At 60.2% G+C, this 18,587-nt stretch carries 20 protein-coding genes; 12 read left to right on the top strand and 8 right to left on the bottom strand.

The genetic code is table 11. The features are described from left to right. Positions 1-39: 39 nt before the first annotated feature. On the bottom strand, positions 40-936 hold the full coding sequence (locus tag ACVWVP_RS24115) for a LysR substrate-binding domain-containing protein (RefSeq protein ID WP_178919015.1): 897 nt from the start codon (positions 934-936) through the stop codon (positions 40-42). Between the two features lie 109 nt (positions 937-1,045). Between ACVWVP_RS24115 and ACVWVP_RS24110 the strand changes: the two genes are divergently transcribed. The 8 genes from ACVWVP_RS24110 (at position 1,046) to rpoS (ending at position 8,175) form a co-directional block, all read left to right on the top strand. Next, positions 1,046-2,158 carry an S-(hydroxymethyl)glutathione dehydrogenase/class III alcohol dehydrogenase gene (locus tag ACVWVP_RS24110; RefSeq protein ID WP_010212435.1) on the top strand — a complete coding sequence of 371 codons (1,113 nt, stop codon included), beginning with the start codon at positions 1,046-1,048 and terminating at the stop codon, positions 2,156-2,158. Positions 2,159-2,166: 8 nt separating this feature from the next. Continuing rightward, positions 2,167-3,012, top strand: coding sequence for an S-formylglutathione hydrolase (fghA, locus tag ACVWVP_RS24105; protein ID WP_176994706.1), 846 nt, complete (start codon positions 2,167-2,169; stop codon positions 3,010-3,012). Positions 3,013-3,066: 54 nt separating this feature from the next. Next, entirely contained in the window at positions 3,067-3,540 is a 474-nt protein-coding gene (ispF, locus tag ACVWVP_RS24100) for a 2-C-methyl-D-erythritol 2,4-cyclodiphosphate synthase (RefSeq protein ID WP_178919013.1), read from the top strand. Beyond that, a complete protein-coding gene (truD, locus tag ACVWVP_RS24095) occupies positions 3,537-4,595 on the top strand; it encodes a tRNA pseudouridine(13) synthase TruD (RefSeq protein ID WP_457408439.1) in 1,059 nt (352 codons plus the stop codon). Before ispF ends, truD begins: the two co-directional genes overlap by 4 nt. Beyond that, positions 4,583-5,332: a 5'/3'-nucleotidase SurE gene (surE, locus tag ACVWVP_RS24090; protein ID WP_259171798.1), complete on the top strand. Its 750-nt coding sequence runs from the start codon at positions 4,583-4,585 to the stop codon at positions 5,330-5,332. Before truD ends, surE begins: the two co-directional genes overlap by 13 nt. 41 nt (positions 5,333-5,373) lie before the next feature. Next, positions 5,374-6,009, top strand: coding sequence for a protein-L-isoaspartate(D-aspartate) O-methyltransferase (locus tag ACVWVP_RS24085; protein WP_169850588.1), 636 nt, complete (start codon positions 5,374-5,376; stop codon positions 6,007-6,009). Positions 6,010-6,218: 209 nt separating this feature from the next. Continuing rightward, on the top strand, positions 6,219-7,061 hold the full coding sequence (locus ACVWVP_RS24080; RefSeq protein WP_457408437.1) for a peptidoglycan DD-metalloendopeptidase family protein: 843 nt from the start codon (positions 6,219-6,221) through the stop codon (positions 7,059-7,061). Positions 7,062-7,167: 106 nt separating this feature from the next. Continuing rightward, entirely contained in the window at positions 7,168-8,175 is a 1,008-nt protein-coding gene (gene rpoS / locus ACVWVP_RS24075) for an RNA polymerase sigma factor RpoS (protein WP_178919005.1), read from the top strand. Positions 8,176-8,412: 237 nt separating this feature from the next. Here rpoS and ACVWVP_RS24070 read toward each other — a convergent pair whose 3' ends face one another. After that, on the bottom strand, positions 8,413-8,622 hold the full coding sequence (locus ACVWVP_RS24070) for a cold-shock protein (RefSeq protein WP_002554837.1): 210 nt from the start codon (positions 8,620-8,622) through the stop codon (positions 8,413-8,415). Between the two features lie 390 nt (positions 8,623-9,012). Between ACVWVP_RS24070 and dcd the strand changes: the two genes are divergently transcribed. Both dcd and ACVWVP_RS24060 read left to right on the top strand, forming a co-directional pair. Further along, positions 9,013-9,579, top strand: a complete 567-nt coding sequence (gene dcd, locus ACVWVP_RS24065) for a dCTP deaminase (protein WP_457408434.1) — start codon at positions 9,013-9,015, stop codon at positions 9,577-9,579. 107 nt (positions 9,580-9,686) lie between these two features. Further along, positions 9,687-9,887 carry a hypothetical protein gene (locus tag ACVWVP_RS24060; RefSeq protein ID WP_176994712.1) on the top strand — a complete coding sequence of 67 codons (201 nt, stop codon included), beginning with the start codon at positions 9,687-9,689 and terminating at the stop codon, positions 9,885-9,887. 30 nt (positions 9,888-9,917) lie between these two features. Here the strand turns inward: ACVWVP_RS24060 and pdeM are convergent, their stop codons facing one another. The 5 genes from pdeM to ACVWVP_RS24035 all read right to left on the bottom strand — a co-directional run bounded on the left by pdeM (position 9,918) and on the right by ACVWVP_RS24035 (position 15,819). Beyond that, positions 9,918-10,568, bottom strand: a complete 651-nt coding sequence (pdeM, locus tag ACVWVP_RS24055) for a ligase-associated DNA damage response endonuclease PdeM (RefSeq protein WP_457408432.1) — start codon at positions 10,566-10,568, stop codon at positions 9,918-9,920. Then, a complete protein-coding gene (locus ACVWVP_RS24050) occupies positions 10,568-13,048 on the bottom strand; it encodes a ligase-associated DNA damage response DEXH box helicase (protein ID WP_457408431.1) in 2,481 nt (826 codons plus the stop codon). The genes pdeM and ACVWVP_RS24050 overlap by 1 nt, the downstream gene beginning before the upstream one ends. A gap of 61 nt (positions 13,049-13,109) precedes the next feature. Beyond that, positions 13,110-14,495, bottom strand: a complete 1,386-nt coding sequence (locus ACVWVP_RS24045; protein WP_178918999.1) for an ArnT family glycosyltransferase — start codon at positions 14,493-14,495, stop codon at positions 13,110-13,112. Positions 14,496-14,525: 30 nt separating this feature from the next. Next, the gene (locus ACVWVP_RS24040; RefSeq protein WP_457408429.1) at positions 14,526-15,461 is read right to left on the bottom strand and encodes a glycosyltransferase family 2 protein; all 936 of its coding nucleotides are present in this window, start codon (positions 15,459-15,461) and stop codon (positions 14,526-14,528) included. Beyond that, positions 15,433-15,819, bottom strand: a complete 387-nt coding sequence (locus ACVWVP_RS24035; protein WP_457408427.1) for a GtrA family protein — start codon at positions 15,817-15,819, stop codon at positions 15,433-15,435. Before ACVWVP_RS24035 ends, ACVWVP_RS24040 begins: the two co-directional genes overlap by 29 nt. Positions 15,820-15,951: 132 nt before the next feature. Between ACVWVP_RS24035 and ACVWVP_RS24030 the strand changes: the two genes are divergently transcribed. Both ACVWVP_RS24030 and ACVWVP_RS24025 read left to right on the top strand, forming a co-directional pair. Then, the gene (locus tag ACVWVP_RS24030) at positions 15,952-16,629 is read left to right on the top strand and encodes a response regulator transcription factor (protein WP_457408425.1); all 678 of its coding nucleotides are present in this window, start codon (positions 15,952-15,954) and stop codon (positions 16,627-16,629) included. After that, positions 16,613-17,818 carry a sensor histidine kinase gene (locus tag ACVWVP_RS24025; protein ID WP_457408423.1) on the top strand — a complete coding sequence of 402 codons (1,206 nt, stop codon included), beginning with the start codon at positions 16,613-16,615 and terminating at the stop codon, positions 17,816-17,818. The genes ACVWVP_RS24030 and ACVWVP_RS24025 overlap by 17 nt, the downstream gene beginning before the upstream one ends. On the opposite strand, the gene ACVWVP_RS24020 is transcribed toward ACVWVP_RS24025, so the two are convergent. Further along, positions 17,811-18,575: an ABC transporter ATP-binding protein gene (locus ACVWVP_RS24020; protein ID WP_012722621.1), complete on the bottom strand. Its 765-nt coding sequence runs from the start codon at positions 18,573-18,575 to the stop codon at positions 17,811-17,813. The genes ACVWVP_RS24025 and ACVWVP_RS24020 overlap by 8 nt on opposite strands. Between the last annotated feature and the right edge of the window lie 12 nt (positions 18,576-18,587).

Raw genomic sequence — 18,587 nt, 5'->3', positions numbered from 1 at the left:
GGGCTTGCTCGCGAAGAGGCCAGCACAAACAACCCATACTTACACGCTGTACTCAGGCCGCTGTGCCAACCCCACCTTCAAAAAATCCACCAACTTGCGCACTTTCGGCGACAGATGCCGCTGCTGCGGATACAACGCCCACACCGCCGTATTCGGCGGTTGATGCGCTTCCAACAGCGACACCAGCGCACCGCTGTGCAAATGCTCCAGCACGTAATAATCCGGCAACTGGCACAACCCCACGCCCTGAAGTGCGGCATCCAGCACCGCCTGCCCACTGTTGCAGCGCCAGTTTCCCTGCACGCGCTGGGAGAATTCCCGCCCGTCCTGAGCCAGTTGCCAGATATCCGAGCTGCCGATCAGGCAATTGTGCCGACTCAATTCCGACAAGCTATGTGGCCGACCATACCGTTCCAAGTAGGACGGCGAAGCGCACAAGTACATGCGCCGGGGCGCCAGGCGGCTGGCAACCATGCGTGAATCCTGCAGGCGGCCCAGGCGGATCGCCAGGTCGAGGCCTTCGTGCACCAGGTCCAATTGGCGGTTGGTCAGCTCAATGTCCACGCGCAATTGCGGGTAGAGCGCCATGAACCGCGTGACCAGCGGCACGATAAAGCGCTCGCCGTACGCCACGGCGCAGGTCATGCGCAACATGCCCTTGGGCTCACTGGTGAGGTCGCCGACTGCGCGCAGGGCTTCTTCGCGGCCATCCTGCAGGCGCTGGCAATGCTGCAGAAAGGTCTGGCCGGCCTCGGTCAGGGTGACCTTGCGCGTACTGCGATAGAGCAGGCGGGTTTGCAGGCGTTCTTCCAAGCGTGCCACCTGCCGGCTGATGTGGGACGAAGACACCCCGAGTCGCTCGGCCGCGGCGGTGAATTGGCTGCATTCGGCTACGGCGACAAACTCATCGATGCCTTCCCAGCGGTTTTCCAGCATGGTGATTATCCCCGTACAGCAATAAAGTTTTGCTTTTGGTTGGATTATTAATCAACAGGCCATGTTTTACACTCGCCGTCTCAGTTTTTAACCCCCTGGAGAAACCCGGATGATCAAGTCCCGCGCCGCCGTAGCCTTCGAAGCCAAGAAGCCCCTCGAGATCGTTGAAGTGGATGTGGCCATGCCCAAGGCGGGCGAAGTGCTGTTGCGCGTGGTTGCGTCCGGTGTCTGCCATACCGACGCCTACACCCTGTCGGGCGCAGACCCGGAAGGTATCTTCCCGTCGATCCTCGGCCACGAAGGCGGCGCGGTGGTTGAAGCGATCGGCGAGGGCGTGACGTCGGTGGCCGTGGGTGACCACGTGATCCCGCTGTACACCCCGGAATGCGGCAAGTGCAAATTCTGCCTGTCGGGCAAGACCAACCTGTGCCAGGCCATTCGCTCCACCCAGGGCAAGGGCCTGATGCCGGATGGCACCACGCGCTTCTCCTACAAGGGCCAGCCGATTTTCCACTACATGGGGACTTCGACCTTCTCCGAGTACACCGTGCTGCCGGAAATTTCCGTGGCCAAGATTCCTAAAGAAGCGCCGCTGGAAAAAGTCTGCCTGCTGGGGTGCGGCGTCACCACCGGCATCGGTGCAGTGATCAACACCGCCAAGGTCAAGCCGGGCGACACCGTGGCCATCTTCGGCCTGGGCGGTATCGGTTTGTCAGCGGTGATCGGCGCGGTGAAGGCTAAGGCGGGTCGCATCATTGCCATCGACATCAACCCGGCCAAGTTCGAAATCGCCAAGCAGCTGGGCGCTACCGATTGCATCAACCCGAAAGATTACGACCGCCCGATCCAGGACGTGATTGTCGACCTCACCGACGGCGGCGTGGACTTCTCCTTCGAGTGCATCGGCAACGTGCAACTGATGCGCGCCGCCCTCGAGTGCTGCCACAAGGGCTGGGGCGAGTCGGTGATCATCGGCGTGGCCGGTGCCGGCCAGGAAATTGCTACCCGCCCATTCCAATTGGTCACCGGGCGCGTCTGGCGCGGTTCGGCGTTCGGCGGCGTGCGCGGTCGCAGCGAGTTGCCAAGCTACGTGGAGATGGCCCAGACCGGCGAGATCCCGCTGGACACCTTCATCACCCACACCATGGGCTTGGAAGACATCAACAAAGCGTTTGACCTGATGCATGAAGGCAAGAGCATTCGTACCGTCATCCACTTCTGAGGTCGGCCATGAGTCTGGAAAACCTGTCGTGCCAGAAGAGCTTCGGCGGCTGGCATAAACGCTACAAGCATCATTCCGATGTGCTCGGTTGCGACATGACCTTCGCCGTCTACCTGCCGCCGCAAGCGGAGCAGGGCGGCAAGCTGCCGGTGTTGTACTGGCTGTCCGGCCTGACCTGCACGGATGAAAACTTCATGCAAAAGGCCGGCGCCCAGCGCATGGCGGCCGAACTGGGGTTGATCATCGTGGCACCGGACACCAGCCCCCGTGGCCCCGGTGTGCCGGGCGACCCGGACAACGCCTGGGATTTCGGCCTCGGTGCGGGCTTCTATCTGAATGCCACGCAGGAGCCTTGGGCCAAGCACTATCGGATGCATGACTACGTAGTGCAGGAATTGCCGGCACTGGTTGAAGCGCATTTCCCGGCTTCGGACAAGCGTGGCATCAGTGGTCACTCCATGGGTGGCCACGGCGCGCTGGTGTGTGCGCTGCGCAACCCCGGGCGTTACCAATCGGTGTCGGCGTTCTCGCCGATCAACAACCCGATGGATTGCCCGTGGGGCCAGAAGGCCTTCTCGCGTTATTTGGGCGAAGAGCGCTCTAAGTGGCGCGAATGGGACGCCTGTGTGCTGATCAGCGAAGCCTCGGAAAAACTGCCACTGCTGGTGGACCAGGGCGACCGCGACGATTTCCTCGCGGTCCAGCTCAAGCCCGAAGCCCTGCAGCAAGCTGCCAAGGCGGCCAACCATCCGCTGGAACTGCGCCTGCAACCCGGCTATGACCACAGCTACTTCTTTATCGCCAGCTTCATTGACGATCATTTGCGTCATCACGGACGTGCTTTGCTCGGTTAATGTGAGGCAAAAGTAGGTAGAATCACGCCCTGAATTAAATCGGGGCGTTTTTTTATGCGTATTGGTCACGGCTATGATGTGCACCGTTTCGCCGACGGCGATTTCATCACCCTGGGTGGCGTGCGCATTGCACATCACCATGGGTTGCTGGCTCATTCCGACGGCGATGTCGTGTTGCATGCCTTGAGCGATGCCTTGCTCGGCGCTGCGGCGCTGGGCGACATCGGCAAGCATTTTCCGGACACCGACCCGACCTTCAAGGGCGCGGACAGCCGTGTGCTATTGCGTCACGTGGTCGGCCTGATCCATGCCAAGGGCTGGAAGGTCGGCAACGTCGACAACACCATCGTGGCCCAGGCGCCGAAAATGGCGCCGCATATCGAGTCGATGCGGGCGCTGATCGCCGCAGACCTGCAAATTGAACTGGATCAAGTGAACGTGAAAGCCACCACCACCGAAAAGCTCGGGTTTACCGGTCGTGAAGAGGGCATCGCGGTGCACGCCGTTGCCTTGTTGCTGCGCGCATGAATGACCTGCAACTGCTGGGCCCGCGGGCCTATGGCGAGGCCTTGGGCAGCGCGGTACTCAAAGCTACGGCTGAAGACTTCCAGGTCGACGAAGTGCTGGACATCCCGCTGACCGGCGACGGCGAGCACCTCTGGCTGTGGGTGGAGAAGCGCGGGCTCAATACCGAAGAGGCCGCACGGCGTATCGCCAAGGCGGCGGGCGTGCCGTTGCGCACGGTCAGCTATGCCGGGCTCAAGGATCGCCAGGCGCTGACCCGCCAGTGGTTCAGCGTGCAACTGCCGGGGAAGGCCGACCCGGACATGAGTGGTGCGGAAAACGACACGCTCAAGATCCTGAAAATCGTGCGTCACAAACGCAAGCTGCAACGCGGCGCGCATTCGGCCAATGGTTTCACCCTGCGCCTGACCCAGCTGGCCGGTGACACCGCTGCCATCGATGCGCGGTTGCAACTGATTGCGCAACACGGCATTCCCAACTATTTCGGCGCCCAGCGCTTTGGCCACAACGGTGGCAATGTGGTGGACGCCCGTGAGTGGGCGGTGCGCAAAGCCTTGCCGGAGCAGCGCAATGTGCGCTCGCGCCTGCTGTCCACGGCACGCAGTTACCTGTTCAACAAAGTGCTGGCGGCGCGGGTGGCCGATGGCTCCTGGCAGCGTGCGCAAGTCGGTGATCTGCTGGCGTTCACCGACAGCCGCAGTTTCTTCCCGGCCGGGGAGGCTGAATGCAGCGACCCGCGCCTGGCGATTCTCGACCTGCATCCCACCGGGCCACAGTGGGGCGAGGGTGATTCACCGGCCACGGGCGCAACCTTTGAACTGGAGCAGTCGGTCGCCGCCGGTGAAGCGGACTTGCGCGATTGGCTGGCGAAGGCGGGCATGAGCCAGGAACGTCGCATTCTGCGACTGCCCATTGGCGGGTTGACGTGGCATTATCCGTCGCTGGACATTCTGCAATTGGAATTCGTCCTGCCGGCCGGATGCTTCGCCACTGTCTTGGTGCGCGAGCTTGTTGATCTGGTGCCGGTGGGGCAGACGGACAACCCATGCGTATTCTGATATCAAACGATGACGGTGCCACCGCACCTGGCCTTGCCGCGCTCTATGCTGCGCTGCAGGATTATGCCGAATGCGTGGTGGTCGCCCCGGACCAGGACAAGAGCGGCGCCAGCAGTTCGCTGACGCTCGACCGTCCGCTGCACCCGCAAGTCCTGGCCAATGGCTTTATCAGCGTGAACGGCACGCCCACCGACTGTGTGCATCTGGCAATCAACAGCCTGCTGGACCTTGAGCCGGACCTGGTAGTGTCGGGGATCAACCTCGGCGCCAACCTGGGCGATGACGTGCTGTATTCCGGCACGGTGGCGGCGGCCCTTGAAGGGCGCTTTCTCGGCCGGACCTCGTTTGCCTTTTCGTTCGCTTCGCGGCAACTGGATAACCTGCCCACAGCCGCCTATTTCGCGCGCAAGCTGGTGGAGGCCCACGGTTCACTGGACCTGCCGCCGCGTACTGTGCTCAACGTCAATATTCCCAACCTGCCGCTCGACCACATCCGCGGTATCCAGCTCACGCGCCTGGGCCATCGTGCCCGTGCCGCAGCGCCGTTGAAGGTGGTCGACCCGCGTGGTAAGGAAGGCTATTGGATTGCCGCAGCGGGCGATGCCGAAGACGGTGGCCCCGGCACGGACTTTCATGCGGTGATGCAAGGTTATGTCTCGATTACCCCGCTGCAACTTGATCGCACCTTCAGTGATGCCTTCAGTAGTCTCGATGGCTGGCTGGAGGGGCTGCGCTGATGGCTCGTGAACAGGATGACCTGTTGCGCCGTGGCATCGGGATGACCTCCCAGCGCACCCGTGAGCGTTTGATCCAGCGCCTGTATGAAGAAGGCTTGTCCAATGCGCAGGTGCTGGAAGTGATCCGGCGTACGCCACGGCACTTGTTTGTCGATGAAGCCCTGGCGCACCGCGCCTACGAAGACACCGCGTTGCCGATCGGCCACAACCAGACCATCTCCCAGCCTTATATGGTTGCGCGCATGAGCGAGTTGCTGCTGGCGGCGGGGCCGTTGGACAAGGTGCTGGAGATCGGCACCGGCTCGGGCTACCAGACCGCCGTGCTGTCGCAACTGGTGGAGCGTGTGTTCTCGGTGGAGCGCATCAAGGTCCTGCAGGACCGCGCCAAGGAACGCCTGGTGGAGTTGAACCTGCGCAACGTGGTGTTCCGCTGGGGAGATGGCTGGGAAGGCTGGCCGGCACTCGCGCCGTACAACGGCATCATTGTCACCGCCGTGGCTACCGATGTTCCACAGGCACTGCTCGATCAACTGGCGCCTGGCGGGCGGTTGGTGATCCCGGTGGGCTCCGGCGAAGTGCAACAATTGATGCTCATTATCCGTGAGGACGAAGGTTTTTCACGGCATGTGCTGGGTGCTGTGCGCTTTGTGCCGTTGCTCAATGGCCCGCTGGCCTGATCATTTGTTCGCGGGCAGTGAATTCTGTCGGTGGCGATGTGTCTTACGGCGGGGTCTATAGAGTCAACATGCTTGGCTTTCGATTTTAAACACGATGAATTTTTCGTTTCAGCCGTGTGCCGGTAAAAAACCAATGCCCAGTTATACTTGCGTCATATTTCAAGCCTGATACAGGCATTCATGTTCAGCCACCACAAAGGGAGCGGCGGGTGAGTCTCACAGGTCTTGCGCAGCGTATGAGTAAAACAAGTTTTCAGCGACTGGTGCTTGGCCTTGTCTTGAGTTCCTTGTTGGCGGGCTGCTCCAGCTCTCCCTCCAGTGGTGCGCGGGTTGTCGACCGCAACAACGCCAGTGCCGTACCCCAGAAGCCGACGGTCACCACCGGGCAATATGTAGTACGAAAGGGGGACACGCTGTTCTCCATCGCCTTTCGCTACGGCTGGGATTACAAGGCGCTCGCAGCTCGTAACAATATTCCTGTCCCCTATACGATACAAATAGGTCAGGTCATTCGCTTTGACGGGCGTACGGGTTCAACGCCTACGAGAGTTGTGACAAACACCGGATCTTCGCCCTCGTCTTCGAGCAAGACCACCATCATCACCCGCCCTGCAGGCACCGCTGCGCCTACGGTTGCGAGCAAGCCGACACCTGCGCCGTTGCCACCTCCAGGCCCTGCGCCGACGGGTTGGGGATGGCCTTCGAACGGCGTGTTGATTGGAAGATTCTCTTCAAACGGTAGTTTGAATAAAGGCATTGATATCGCCGGAGATTTGGGACAGCCTGTTTTAGCTGCGTCTGATGGGACAGTGGTGTACGCCGGGAGTGGTTTACGGGGCTACGGCGAGCTGGTCATCATCAAACACAGCGATACCTACGTCAGTGCTTACGGTCACAACCGTAGGCTGTTGGTTCGGGAGGGGCAGCAGGTCAAAGTCGGACAGACAATTGCCGAAATGGGGTCAACTGGTACAGACCGGGTGAAACTGCACTTTGAGATTCGCCGCCAAGGGAAGCCTGTAGATCCGCTGCAATTCCTGCCCCGTCGTTGATGTGTTGCACAGCCTGTTCCCTCACGTAGAAGGAACAGGCTCCAGCGTTGCCAAGGATAAAGGCGTCGCTTGAGCTTGAGGTCGAACTCACCAAAGGACTATAACAATGGCTCTCAGTAAAGAAGCGCCGGAGTTTGACATCGACGATGAGCTTCTCCTTATGGGAGAACCCATCGATACGGAATCGATGTCGAATAATGAGGGGTCAGCTGCACCTTCAGTTCGCACCAAATCCAAGAACTCCACCGCGTTAAAGCAACACAAGTACATTGACTACACACGGGCGCTCGACGCGACCCAGCTGTACCTCAATGAAATCGGCTTTTCCCCTCTGCTGACTCCCGAAGAAGAAGTCCATTTTGCGCGATTGTCGCAAAAGGGTGATCCGGCTGGGCGCAAGCGCATGATTGAAAGCAACCTGCGGCTGGTGGTGAAAATCGCCCGACGCTATGTCAATCGTGGGCTCTCCCTGTTGGACCTGATCGAGGAGGGCAACCTGGGCCTGATCCGGGCGGTGGAGAAGTTCGACCCTGAGCGGGGTTTCCGCTTTTCAACCTATGCTACCTGGTGGATTCGCCAGACCATCGAACGGGCGATCATGAATCAGACCCGCACGATCCGGTTGCCGATCCATGTGGTCAAGGAGCTCAACGTCTACCTGCGGGCGGCGCGTGAGCTTACCCAGAAACTCGATCATGAACCTTCGCCCGAAGAAATCGCCAACCTGCTGGAAAAACCGGTAGGGGAGGTCAAGCGCATGCTTGGTCTGAACGAGCGTGTGTCTTCGGTCGACGTCTCGCTGGGTCCGGATTCGGATAAAACCCTGCTGGACACCCTGACGGATGATCGTCCTACAGATCCTTGCGAGCTGTTGCAGGACGATGATCTTTCCCAAAGCATTGACCAGTGGCTGTCGGAGCTCACGGACAAGCAGCGTGAGGTGGTGATTCGCCGCTTCGGCCTGCGCGGCCATGAGAGCAGCACTCTGGAGGATGTAGGCCTGGAGATCGGCCTGACCCGCGAGCGGGTGCGCCAGATCCAGGTGGAGGGCCTCAAGCGCTTGCGTGAGATCCTCGAGAAGAATGGCTTGTCGAGTGAGTCGTTGTTCCAGTAACGATTAAGACGGCTATAACAAAACGCCCGGTGCATGGGAGTGCACCGGGCGTTTTGCTGTGTGCTGATCATTCATAACCAACACGTCCCCTGTAGGAGCCCGGCTTGCCGGCGATGGCAGCTCTGAGATCGCCATCGCCGGCAAGCCGGGCTCCTACAAGGGATACCAACACCAAATTACAGGCATAAAAAAACCCCGCTTTTAAGGGCGGGGTCTTTTCGACTAAGTCAGTACAAGTTAGATAACTTGAACTTCTTCAGCTTGCATGCCTTTCTGACCGCGGGTAGCGATGAAAGAAACCTGTTGGCCTTCTTTCAGGCTTTTGAAGCCGTCGGATTGGATAGCTTTGAAGTGAACGAACAGGTCGTCACCGGATTGTGGAGTGATGAAGCCGAAGCCTTTTTCATCGTTGAACCACTTAACGGTACCAGTTTGGCGATTAGACATGGTGTATCTCCTTGGACAAAGTTAACTGCGACTCAGGAAAAGCCCTGGCCGAGACTGAGTGCAAAGAGCAGGAAAAATTCTTGGAGATGGTTGGATCGAAATTCAACATATCGTGTAGAGATTCTCAGTGACACAAGCAGCACAGTGGCGCCACCTTAACCCTTTTTCCGGAACGTGCCAATGATATTTCCGAAGGTTTCTCCATTTTCGTGACTGGCGGTGGTATTTACGGTCACCGGTCGCGTACAACCTGGGTCCCGGCCCCGCTGGCTGCGGCTTATAGCCATGCACGCATTCATCAAGAAAAGCCCGGCGGCCTTTGAACCCCGGGGCCAGCCCCGGTAAGATGCCCAACAGAATTTTTCCACCTCGCTATTCAGGACACCCGCCATGAGCATCAAATCGGACAAGTGGATTCGCCGCATGGCGCAAGAGCACGGCATGATCGAGCCCTTCGTAGAGCGCCAGATGCGCGGCGAAGGCGCCGAACGCCTGATTTCGTACGGGGTTTCCAGCTACGGCTACGATGTGCGTTGCGCCGATGAGTTCAAGGTGTTCACCAACATCAACTCGGCGACCGTCGATCCGAAAAACTTCGACGAAAAAAGCTTCGTCGACATCAAGAGCGACGTGTGCATCATCCCGCCAAACTCCTTTGCCCTGGCGCGCACCGTGGAGTTCTTCCGTATTCCCCGCGACGTGCTGACCGTCTGCCTGGGTAAAAGCACCTACGCGCGTTGCGGCATCATCGTCAACGTGACGCCGCTTGAGCCTGAGTGGGAAGGTCATGTGACCCTGGAGTTCTCCAACACCACCACGTTGCCGGCCAAGATCTACGCCAACGAAGGTGTGGCGCAGATGCTGTTCCTGCAGTCCGATGAGGCCTGTGAAGTGTCCTATAAAGACCGTGGCGGCAAGTACCAAGGTCAGCGCGGCGTTACTCTCCCACGCGCTTGATCGAAAGGTCTTACACGTAAAGGGAATTTGTCTGCGGGAAGTGACTCTATTAAGTGTACTGCCTCGGCGCGTGCAAAACGCGCCGAGCCACGCTTGAGGAGTACCTTATGAAGCTCGACCCGCGAATAAGCGCCGAACTCGCTCGGCTTGAACCCAACCAGATTGGTGTTCTGGCCTGGTCCCTGATGGCTGACCCAGCGTTTGCGGGCGGCATTCCCGGCCAACCCGACGAGGACTGGCCACAGCAGCCCACCGAACCGGGTGAACCCACCCTTCCAGATGAACCGCCACCCGCGCCCGTCGCCTGATTTGATTGGGCAGCAGGCATGGCCGGCTCTTCAGCGTACCGGCCATACCTCGTTGCCGCCGATCACAAACACCTGCTGATCCTTGCCCACCTGCACTGGATAGCCGCCCGTAAAAGCGCCAAACGCTGGCAGCACGCTCACCCGCTGGCCGATCTGAAAGCACGGCAGGCGCAAGCTTTGCCGGCCTTTGCCGCGCAAGCGATACACCGGGTGCACATGCCCCGCCAGCACGTGGTGGCTGGGATGGACCTGCGGTTCATGCTGCAGGGCAAATGGCCCCATCAATAAAGGCTCTCCAACCACCTCAATGCCCAAATCCGCAGGCGGGTCGCCCGCACGTTTGTCGTGATTGCCGCGCACCAGCACCAGGGTCAGCGAGCGGTGGTGCGCTCGCCACGCCCTCAAGGCCCCAAGGGTGCCCGAAGCGTGGGAGCCTGGACCGTGCAGGAAGTCACCGAGAAAGATCACCTGCTCGCACGTAACAGCGGCCAGAAGCCGATCCAGCGTTGCCAGGTTCTCGGTGGTGGTGCCTTGCGGCACCGGCTGCCCCAGGCTTCGATAAGCCGACGCCTTGCCCAAGTGCGCATCGGCAATCAGCAGGCAGCGGCGGGCGGGCCAGTACACGGCCTTGTCCGCCAGCAGCCACAGCTCTTCACCCTCAAGCATCACTGAACAGGTCATCAACGTTTCCCGTTGTCCGCGACGTTTTCCAGGTCCTTGACCATCCGCGCGATGCGCTCCGACAGTTTTTCCGAGCTCATGCTTTCGCGCATGCGCTCCACCAGCAGGGGGAAGGCCAGGGGGGTAGGCCGTTCGATCAGGTGCATGTCCAGTTTCAGTGTCGACAGGTGATGTAACGTCTGTTCCAACCGGTGAATATCCAACTCATTGCGCAGGACTTCTTCCCCCGCCTGGGCCAGCAGCAGGTTCTGTGGGTCATATTGCTTGAACACCTCAAAGAACAACCCGCTGGAAGCCTGCACCTGACGCGTGCTTTTCGGCGAGCCGGGGTAGCCGGCGAATACCAGGCCGGCGATGCGTGCGATCTCGCGAAAGCGCCGCAGGGCCAGTTCTCCTGCGTTCAGGCTGGCAACAACGTCTTCCAACAGATCGTCGGGGCTCAACAACGCCTCGTCCAGCAATGCCGGCCATTGCACTTCTGTGGCGCTTAACAACTCCAGCCCGTAATCGTTGACCGCGATCGAAAAGGTAACCGCCTGATGCCGGCTGACCCGCCACGCCAACAGGCTCGCCAACCCCAGGTGTACCTGCCGCCCGGCAAAGGGATAGAGAAAAAGGTGCCACCCCTCGCGCGACTTGAAGGCCTCGGCCAGTAAATGCTTGCGCGTCGGCAGCCCGGACCAGCGCAATTGTGTCTGCAACAAGGGTTGCACTGCCTGCATCTCCGGGCCGTCGAAATGCCCGTGTGCAGCAGCGTCAAAACGTTCCACCACCGCCTGGGCCAACTCATTGGAAAGCGGCATTCGTCCGCCATTCCAGCGTGGTACAGCGGCCTTTTTCGCGGTGCTGCGCCGTACATAGGCGGTCATGTTTTCCACCCGTACCAGTTCCAGCAGCCGCCCGGCAAACAGAAAGCCATCTCCCGGCTTGAGCCTGGCGATGAAACCTTCCTCGACACTGCCCAGGTTCTTGCCGCCGCCGCCCTTGCTCCAGAATTTCAGGTGGATACTGGCATCGCTCACGATAGTGCCCACGCTCATGCGATGACGACGCGCCAGGCGTGCATCGGGGACGCGCCAAGTGCCGTGCTCATCCGGCTCGACGCGACGGTAATCCGGGTAGGCCGTCAGCGACAGGCCGCCATGCCGTACAAACCCCAGGGCCCAGGCCCAATCGGCGTCCGTGAGATCGCGATACGCCCACGCGCTGCGAACTTCAGCCAATAGCGCTGGCGGTGTAAACCCACCGCCCAAGGCCATGCTTACCAAGTGTTGTACGAGTACATCCAACGGTTTGTGGGGCGATTCGCGGGCTTCGATATGCCGCAGGGCAATCGCATCCTGCGCAGCGGCCGCTTCCACCAGTTCCAGGCTATGGGTCGGCACCAGTGTCACCCGTGAGGGCCGCCCTGGCGCATGCCCCGAACGCCCGGCGCGTTGCATCAGGCGTGCGACGCCTTTGGCCGATCCGATTTGCAGCACCCGTTCCACCGGCAGGAAATCCACCCCCAAGTCCAGGCTGGAGGTGCACACCACCGCCTTGAGCTGGCCGTCTTTCAATGCTCGTTCGACCCAGTCGCGGGTTTCCCTGGACAGCGATCCGTGGTGCAGGGCAATCACCCCAGCCCAATCAGGGCGAGCCTCCAGCAATGCTTGATACCAGATCTCCGATTGCGCCCGTGTGTTGGTAAACACCAGGCAACTGGCACAAGCGTCTACCTCGGCGACCACTTGCGGCAGCATCTTCAAACCGATATGCCCTGCCCACGGGAAACGTTCGGTGACAGGCGGTAGCAGTGTGTCCACGTGCAATTGCTTGGCGGTTCGTCCCTGCACATTAATCCCGCCACCTTGTGGGACCAATACCTCTAACGCGTGAGCCTGATTACCCAGCGTCGCGGATATCCCCCACACCACTAACTCAGGGTGCCAGCGCCGCAACCTCGCCAACGCCAGTTGCAACTGCACACCGCGCTTATTGCCGATCAGTTCATGCCATTCATCCACGATGACCATGCGCAGATGCCCCAGGCTTGCTTCGCTGTCGGCCCGCGCCAGCATGAGGGTCAGGCTTTCTGGTGTGGTGACCAGTGTGCTGGGTTGACGTCGCGTCTGGCGTGCGCGTTCGCTGCTGCTGGTATCGCCGGTGCGCAGGCCGACACTCCAGGGAATCTGTAGGCTGGCCAACGGCGCCTCCAGGGCACGCGCGGTGTCGGCAGCCAAGGCGCGCATCGGCGTGATCCACAGGACGGTCAGGGGTTCGGCCGGCGGCTTGCGTTTACCGACGACGGGTGGGCGGGTGATGGCGAAGCGGTTAAGTGCGGCAAACCACAGCGCATAGGTTTTACCGGCCCCTGTGTTGGCGTGCAGCAAACCTGAGCGGCCGTCCATGACCGCCCGCCACACTTCTTTCTGAAACGGGAATGGCTTCCAGCCTTTGGCGGCAAACCATTGCTTGGCGTAGTCGTGATGAGGGGCCATGCGGCAGCTGACGCTCTGGAGGGCTTATTTCACAGACCCCTCTGCTGCACCAAAGGTTTAACTAAAGCTCGACGGCGCGACAGTAGTGCAGTTGCGAGCCATTGGCCTGGCCCACGGTGTGACAGGTCGGCGGCAAGGGTTGCAGCTTGTCCAGGCGTTGCACCAGATAGAAGCCCTCGGTCTTCGGTAGTTGTTGCAGGCTCTTGCTGTGACGTGCCCAGCCGGCGCTGTAGAATTCGGCCGAGTAGGAGCGTGAACCCAGGTAGATCAGGTCTCCGGGGGTAGCCGCCTGTTGCGCCTTCCAGAGCGCCACGATGGCTTTCTGGTTCTGAGGGCGGTCGGCGACCTTGCCGCTGATGATCAGGCCACAGCCGGCCAGCGGCAGGGCCAACGCCAAGGCGACGATAACGGCCGGGCGCATGTGTCGGTAGATCACGTCGGCCAGTAGTACCGACCAGGCCGGCAAGGTGGGCAGTATATAAGTCCAGAGAATGTTGGTGGACATGGTGAAAAACAACGGTGCCGAAATAGCCCACGCCATCACGAATATGAAGTACTCGGGTTGAGCCCCAAGCTGCCCGCGCAGCTTTACCAGCAGTGGCAGGAAAAGCGCCCAGGGCATGAGCCCGCCCAGCAGGTGTAACCAGATCATCCCGATGGGTTCGGCATGGGCGCTGCCATAAAGATCGCCCTGCCATTGGCTGATGACATAGCGACTCAAATGCTCACCGACGATGAAGTACTCCAGGAACCCCGGTGTTTTTTGCTCCGCCAGCCAATACCAGGGTAAGGCCACGGCGAGCGTCAATGCACCGCCACGCAGCCAGGGCAGGCCCAACAGTCGGCGCCAGTGGGCGGTGATCGCCAACCATATGGCGGCGGGCAGCGCGATCAGCACCAGCGCCAACGGGCCTTTGGCAAGCAGGCCCAGGCCCAGGCCGAAAAAGCCGGCCAAGGCCCATCCCCGATCACCGTGCATCAACCCGCGCCACATGCCCAGATGCGCGAGCGTCAGGGCGAACGCCAAGGCCACGTCGGTCAATACGGCGCCGCTGGAGAGGAACCCGAGCGTGCACGTCGAATAAATGATCGCGGCGATCAACCCGACCTGCAGGCTTCGCTCCTGACGGGCGAAGTGCACAATCAACAGACAGCTTGCGACGTGCAGCAGCCAACTTGAAAAGCGACTGGCGAATTCCTGGATTCCGAGCACTTTCATGCTCAGTGCCTGTACCCAGAACGACAGTGGCGGTTTGCCCCAGAACGGTACGTCGTGATCGAACATGGGCGTGATCCAGTCGTTGGACACGAGCATCTTGCGGGCAATTTCCGCGTAGCGCGCCTCTGATGTATCCATGAGCGGATAAAGCCCCAGCGTCCCCAGGCGCAGGAGCAGTACGCCAAGCAAGATTGCCCAGAGCAGACGAAGGGAAACGGAAGGGTTCATGCCGGTAGCCTCCTGAGTGGATGAAGAGGTTCAAGGTTGATCGCGTTTGCACAGGGAGGAGGGCCTGGGGCTGACCACGGTCAGCACCCGACCGACGTACTCACCGACCACGGCGGTACCCAGGCACAGCAGCAGGATTGCCTGCACTTGGAGATGCTCAAGGGTCAGTTCGCCCGATGCCGCCACGCCCGCGACCCACAGTGAGCCGACCAGGAAGCTGATGCCGCTGATGTAGCTGTACATCCGCAAGGGGCGGGTGGAGAACGCGAGAATCGAGTCCGCCGCCAGGTTCAGCAACGACAGCGACGACCATTTGGTCTGGCCCGCCTGGCGCGGTTTGCGGTCGTAATCCACTTCGATGGTGGGGTAGCCGAGCCAACTGACCAAAATCTTCAACACGCCGGCGTTGTCGTCCATGGCACGAATGTCGGCCAGCGCATTCGGTCCGATCAGTCGGAAGTCGCTGACTTCCCTCGGCACATCGAAGCCATCGATCAACTGATCCATGGCGGCGTAATAGAGCCTGGCCGCCGTGCGTTTGAGCCAGGAATCGCAACGCCGTGAGCGGCGCTGCATGTTGACGATTTCAAATCCGCGGTGCCATTCCTGCACCATCAATGGGATCAACTCCGGAGGGTCTTGCAGGTCGCAGTCCAGGATGATCACCGCACGGCCCCGTGCTTCGTTGATACCTACGCGCATGGCCGCCTCCTTGCCGAAGTTGCGGTTCAGGTGCAGGGTTTTGATGCGTGGATCTTGAGCAAACCCGTCGATGATTGCAGCTGTTGCGTCTTGACTTCCGTCATTTATATAAATTACTTCGACAGTAACTTTCAGATGTTCGAGGGTGGCTAGAATGCGCGTGTGAAATTGCGCCAGTACGCACTGTTCGTTAAAGCAGGGGATCAGCAGTGTAAGTTCTATCGGTAATAAGGCATCACTGGGGGGGTGTGCGCTGCATGTCATGTTTGAATACCCAAAAGAGATTGATCGTAAAACCCTGTGCGGTAACGACTGCCATGGCGGTTAGTTGTGCGAGATAGGGCGATGCGCCTCCGTGAGTCAATAACCCGACAATGAGCGTATTCGATGCTACTTGGCTGGCTGCCGTGACGGTGAAGCGCAGGCCACTGCACTGGCGTGCGACGAATACCCAATGCCGATTGAGGTAATAGGCCGCTCCTGCCCCGCCTGCGCCGGCGCAGAGGGTTGACACTATCGGGCCGCACCCGGGCAGCAGGAGCGCAAATACCATCAGATGAATGAGCGTGGCGATGCAACCGGCGCCCAAATAGCGAGTTAATAATTCAAGTGTCTTTGGCATGCTGGGAATGTATAAGGTTGCATGTGAATCAAATGTCACTTCGCGTAAATATAGTGCGGTGTTTTTGTAGGAATTTAGTTTTCTGTTGAAGGAATAATCCTTGCTGTATGTATGAATTTGGAGTTTGCTCTAATGGAAATATTACTGGTAGAAGATGATCACGCGTTGGCGGGTTCACTGGGGGATTACCTGACGGAATTTGGTTATGACGTGGACTTTGCTCGCAATGGGAAAAGTTGCCTGGAGCGTGTGCGGCAGCATGAGTACGACCTGATTGTGATGGACGTCGCTATGCCCCGGCTGAACGGGTTTGATACCTGCCGCCAATTGCGCAGCGAAGAGGTCCAGATCCCGGTGATCTTTTTGACTGCACGCGATGCGTTGCTCGACAAGGAAGAGGGCTATGCGGCCGGTGGCGACGACTACCTGGTCAAGCCTTTCGAACCCCAGGAGTTGCTGTGGCGCATTCGTGCGCTGATGCGTCGCAGTGCCCCGCGCCCGTCGCGGGCCCCAAGGCAGCTGGGTGACCTTGTGCTTGATCCTGCGATGCAGTCCTTGCGGCACAACGGTGCCGTCATTGCATTGCCGGCGCTTCAGTTCAGCCTGCTGAGCCTGCTCGCCGATGTGGCCCCGCAGCCTGTCAGCCGACGCAGGCTCGAGGCGGCGCTGTGGCCCGGAGGCGACCTGCCCGACAGTGACGCATTGCGCACTTACATCTACCGACTCAGGCAAGCCTTGGGCAAACCTCACGGTAATGACTTGATCCGAACCGTCCACGGTAAAGGGTATCGCCTTGCTATCCCCTACTGACTCGTTCTTTGCGCGCATCCTCTACGCGCTGTTGCCGTTCATGGCGCTGATAACCCTGTTCTACAGCCTGCTGATCTGGGCCGCCGTGATCCTTACCGAAGACTACATCGTCTCCAGCTACCTGAACCTGGAGGCGCAGGAGTTCCAGGCCAAATACGCTCAATTGGGCCGCGCTGCGGTGATGCCCAATGCGATCTACCTCAAGGGTTACTGGTCAACGGACGCCAACCTGCCGGCCAAGGTTCGGCACTTGCCCGTCGGCCATCATGAAATCGAAAAAGAGGACATTCATGTGCTGGTCAGTGAGGTGGCAGGCGTTGCGGCGTTGCTGGTGCTGGTCATGGATGAGTCCAGTCTCAGTCAAACCGAAGGCTACCGTGGGCAGGTCTTCGGGCTCCTGTGTGCAGTGGCCGGCCTGATCCTTATCCTGGGTGCGATTCTTGCCATCGCGATTGCCCGGGCCATCGCCCGGCCAATCAGCCAATTGGCGGCGCAGGTGGCTGGGTCGCCCTCTGGCCCACCCTGTTTCAGCGGTGTAGAGCGCAAAGATGAAATCGGCACCTTGAGCCGCACGCTGTCGTCATTGGTGGCCCAGCAAAACACGGCGTTGCTGCGCGAGCAGGCTTTTACCCGGCACGTCAGCCACGAGTTGCGTACGCCCCTGAGTATCCTCAACAACAGCCTGGCCATCCTGCGCCTGCCGGGGTGCGGGGCGGATAAAACGACGCGCTGCCTGCAGCGTATGGAAGGGGCGCTGGCCGGGATGAAAATGACGATTGAGCTGTTTCTGAGCCTGGCCCGGGCGCCGCATCAATCCAGGCATGAAGCGGTAGACGTGGGGGCGATCGTCGTCGAGCAGATCGAAAAGTACCGACTGCTCTATCCGTTCGCGGCAGGCGCCCTGGTGTTTACTGGCACCGCGTCGTTCACGCTGGCCGCCAGCGAGGCGATTGTCCGCAGCGTGGTGCAGAACCTGCTCGGCAACGCGGCCCAGCATGGCGCCGGGAAAGTCCGGGTGATCCTCACTGAGCAGCGCCTGGTGATCCTCAACAACCGTGACGAGCAGGTGCAGTCACAGGGCTACGGGTTCGGTCTGGAGATCGTCGCCCGCGCCTGTGCGCATACCGGTTGGCAGCTCGAAACCGCCTGTACGCGCCACACGTTCCGGGCGTGCATCACCTTTACTTGAGGTTGCCGCTGAGAAATTGCTGGAGGCGTTCGCTCTTCGGGTTGCCCAACACGTCTTCAGGCGCGCCTTGTTCTTCCACCAGGCCCTTGTGCAGGAACAGCACCTGGCTCGACACCTTGCGCGCAAAGCTCATCTCGTGGGTCACCATGATCATGGTGCGGCCTTCCTCGGCCAGGCCCTGGATGACCTTCAACACTTCACCCACCAGCTCCGGGTCAAGGGCCGAGGTGGGTTCGTCGAACAGCATCACCTCCGGCTCCATGGCCAGTGCGCGGGCAATGGCTACCCGTTGCTGCTGACCGCCGGACAGGAATGCCGGGTACTGGTCGGCCACGCGTGCTGGCAGGCCCACCTTGTCGAGGTAGCGACGGGCGCGGTCTTCGGCGTCCTTCTTGCTGCAGCCCAGCACCCGGCGCGGGGCCATGGTGATGTTTTCCAGCACGCTCATGTGGCTCCACAGGTTGAAGTGTTGAAACACCATCGCCAGGCGCGTGCGCAGGCGTTGCAGTTCGGCGTCGTCGGCCACGCGCATGCCGTGGCGGTCGCTGACCATGCGGATCGGCTGGCCGTCGAGGGTCATCGCGCCGTCATTGGGGGTTTCCAGGAAGTTGATGCAGCGCAAAAAGGTGCTTTTGCCCGAGCCGCTGGCGCCGATCAGGCTGATCACGTCACCGGTCTTGGCTTTGAGCGAGACACCTTTGAGCACTTCATTGTCGCCATAGCTTTTATGCAGGCCTTCAACGGTCAATTTGTACATGGGGCGTGCATC

Source organism: Pseudomonas sp. TE24901, assembly GCF_054058375.1.
The sequence above is the reverse complement of the archived record's forward strand: the minus strand, read 5'-3'. Positions and strand labels throughout refer to the sequence as shown.

Bases quoted from the DNA above. Each gene is read 5' to 3' on its own strand.
- ACVWVP_RS24110 (WP_010212435.1), top strand. From the start codon at position 1,046: ATGATCAAGTCCCGCGCCGCCGTAGCCTTCGAAGCCAAGAAGCCCCTC.
- dcd (WP_457408434.1), top strand. From the start codon at position 9,013: ATGAGCATCAAATCGGACAAGTGGATTCGCCGCATGGCGCAAGAGCAC.
- ACVWVP_RS24050 (WP_457408431.1), bottom strand. From the start codon at position 13,048: ATGGCCCCTCATCACGACTACGCCAAGCAATGGTTTGCCGCCAAAGGC.
- ACVWVP_RS24040 (WP_457408429.1), bottom strand. From the start codon at position 15,461: ATGACATGCAGCGCACACCCCCCCAGTGATGCCTTATTACCGATAGAA.
- fghA (WP_176994706.1), top strand. From the start codon at position 2,167: ATGAGTCTGGAAAACCTGTCGTGCCAGAAGAGCTTCGGCGGCTGGCAT.
- ACVWVP_RS24020 (WP_012722621.1), bottom strand. From the start codon at position 18,575: ATGTACAAATTGACCGTTGAAGGCCTGCATAAAAGCTATGGCGACAAT.
- ispF (WP_178919013.1), top strand. From the start codon at position 3,067: ATGCGTATTGGTCACGGCTATGATGTGCACCGTTTCGCCGACGGCGAT.
- ACVWVP_RS24060 (WP_176994712.1), top strand. From the start codon at position 9,687: ATGAAGCTCGACCCGCGAATAAGCGCCGAACTCGCTCGGCTTGAACCC.
- rpoS (WP_178919005.1), top strand. From the start codon at position 7,168: ATGGCTCTCAGTAAAGAAGCGCCGGAGTTTGACATCGACGATGAGCTT.
- truD (WP_457408439.1), top strand. From the start codon at position 3,537: ATGAATGACCTGCAACTGCTGGGCCCGCGGGCCTATGGCGAGGCCTTG.
- ACVWVP_RS24070 (WP_002554837.1), bottom strand. From the start codon at position 8,622: ATGTCTAATCGCCAAACTGGTACCGTTAAGTGGTTCAACGATGAAAAA.
- ACVWVP_RS24035 (WP_457408427.1), bottom strand. From the start codon at position 15,819: ATGCCAAAGACACTTGAATTATTAACTCGCTATTTGGGCGCCGGTTGC.
- ACVWVP_RS24045 (WP_178918999.1), bottom strand. From the start codon at position 14,495: ATGAACCCTTCCGTTTCCCTTCGTCTGCTCTGGGCAATCTTGCTTGGC.
- pdeM (WP_457408432.1), bottom strand. From the start codon at position 10,568: ATGACCTGTTCAGTGATGCTTGAGGGTGAAGAGCTGTGGCTGCTGGCG.
- ACVWVP_RS24030 (WP_457408425.1), top strand. From the start codon at position 15,952: ATGGAAATATTACTGGTAGAAGATGATCACGCGTTGGCGGGTTCACTG.
- surE (WP_259171798.1), top strand. From the start codon at position 4,583: ATGCGTATTCTGATATCAAACGATGACGGTGCCACCGCACCTGGCCTT.
- ACVWVP_RS24115 (WP_178919015.1), bottom strand. From the start codon at position 936: ATGCTGGAAAACCGCTGGGAAGGCATCGATGAGTTTGTCGCCGTAGCC.
- ACVWVP_RS24085 (WP_169850588.1), top strand. From the start codon at position 5,374: ATGACCTCCCAGCGCACCCGTGAGCGTTTGATCCAGCGCCTGTATGAA.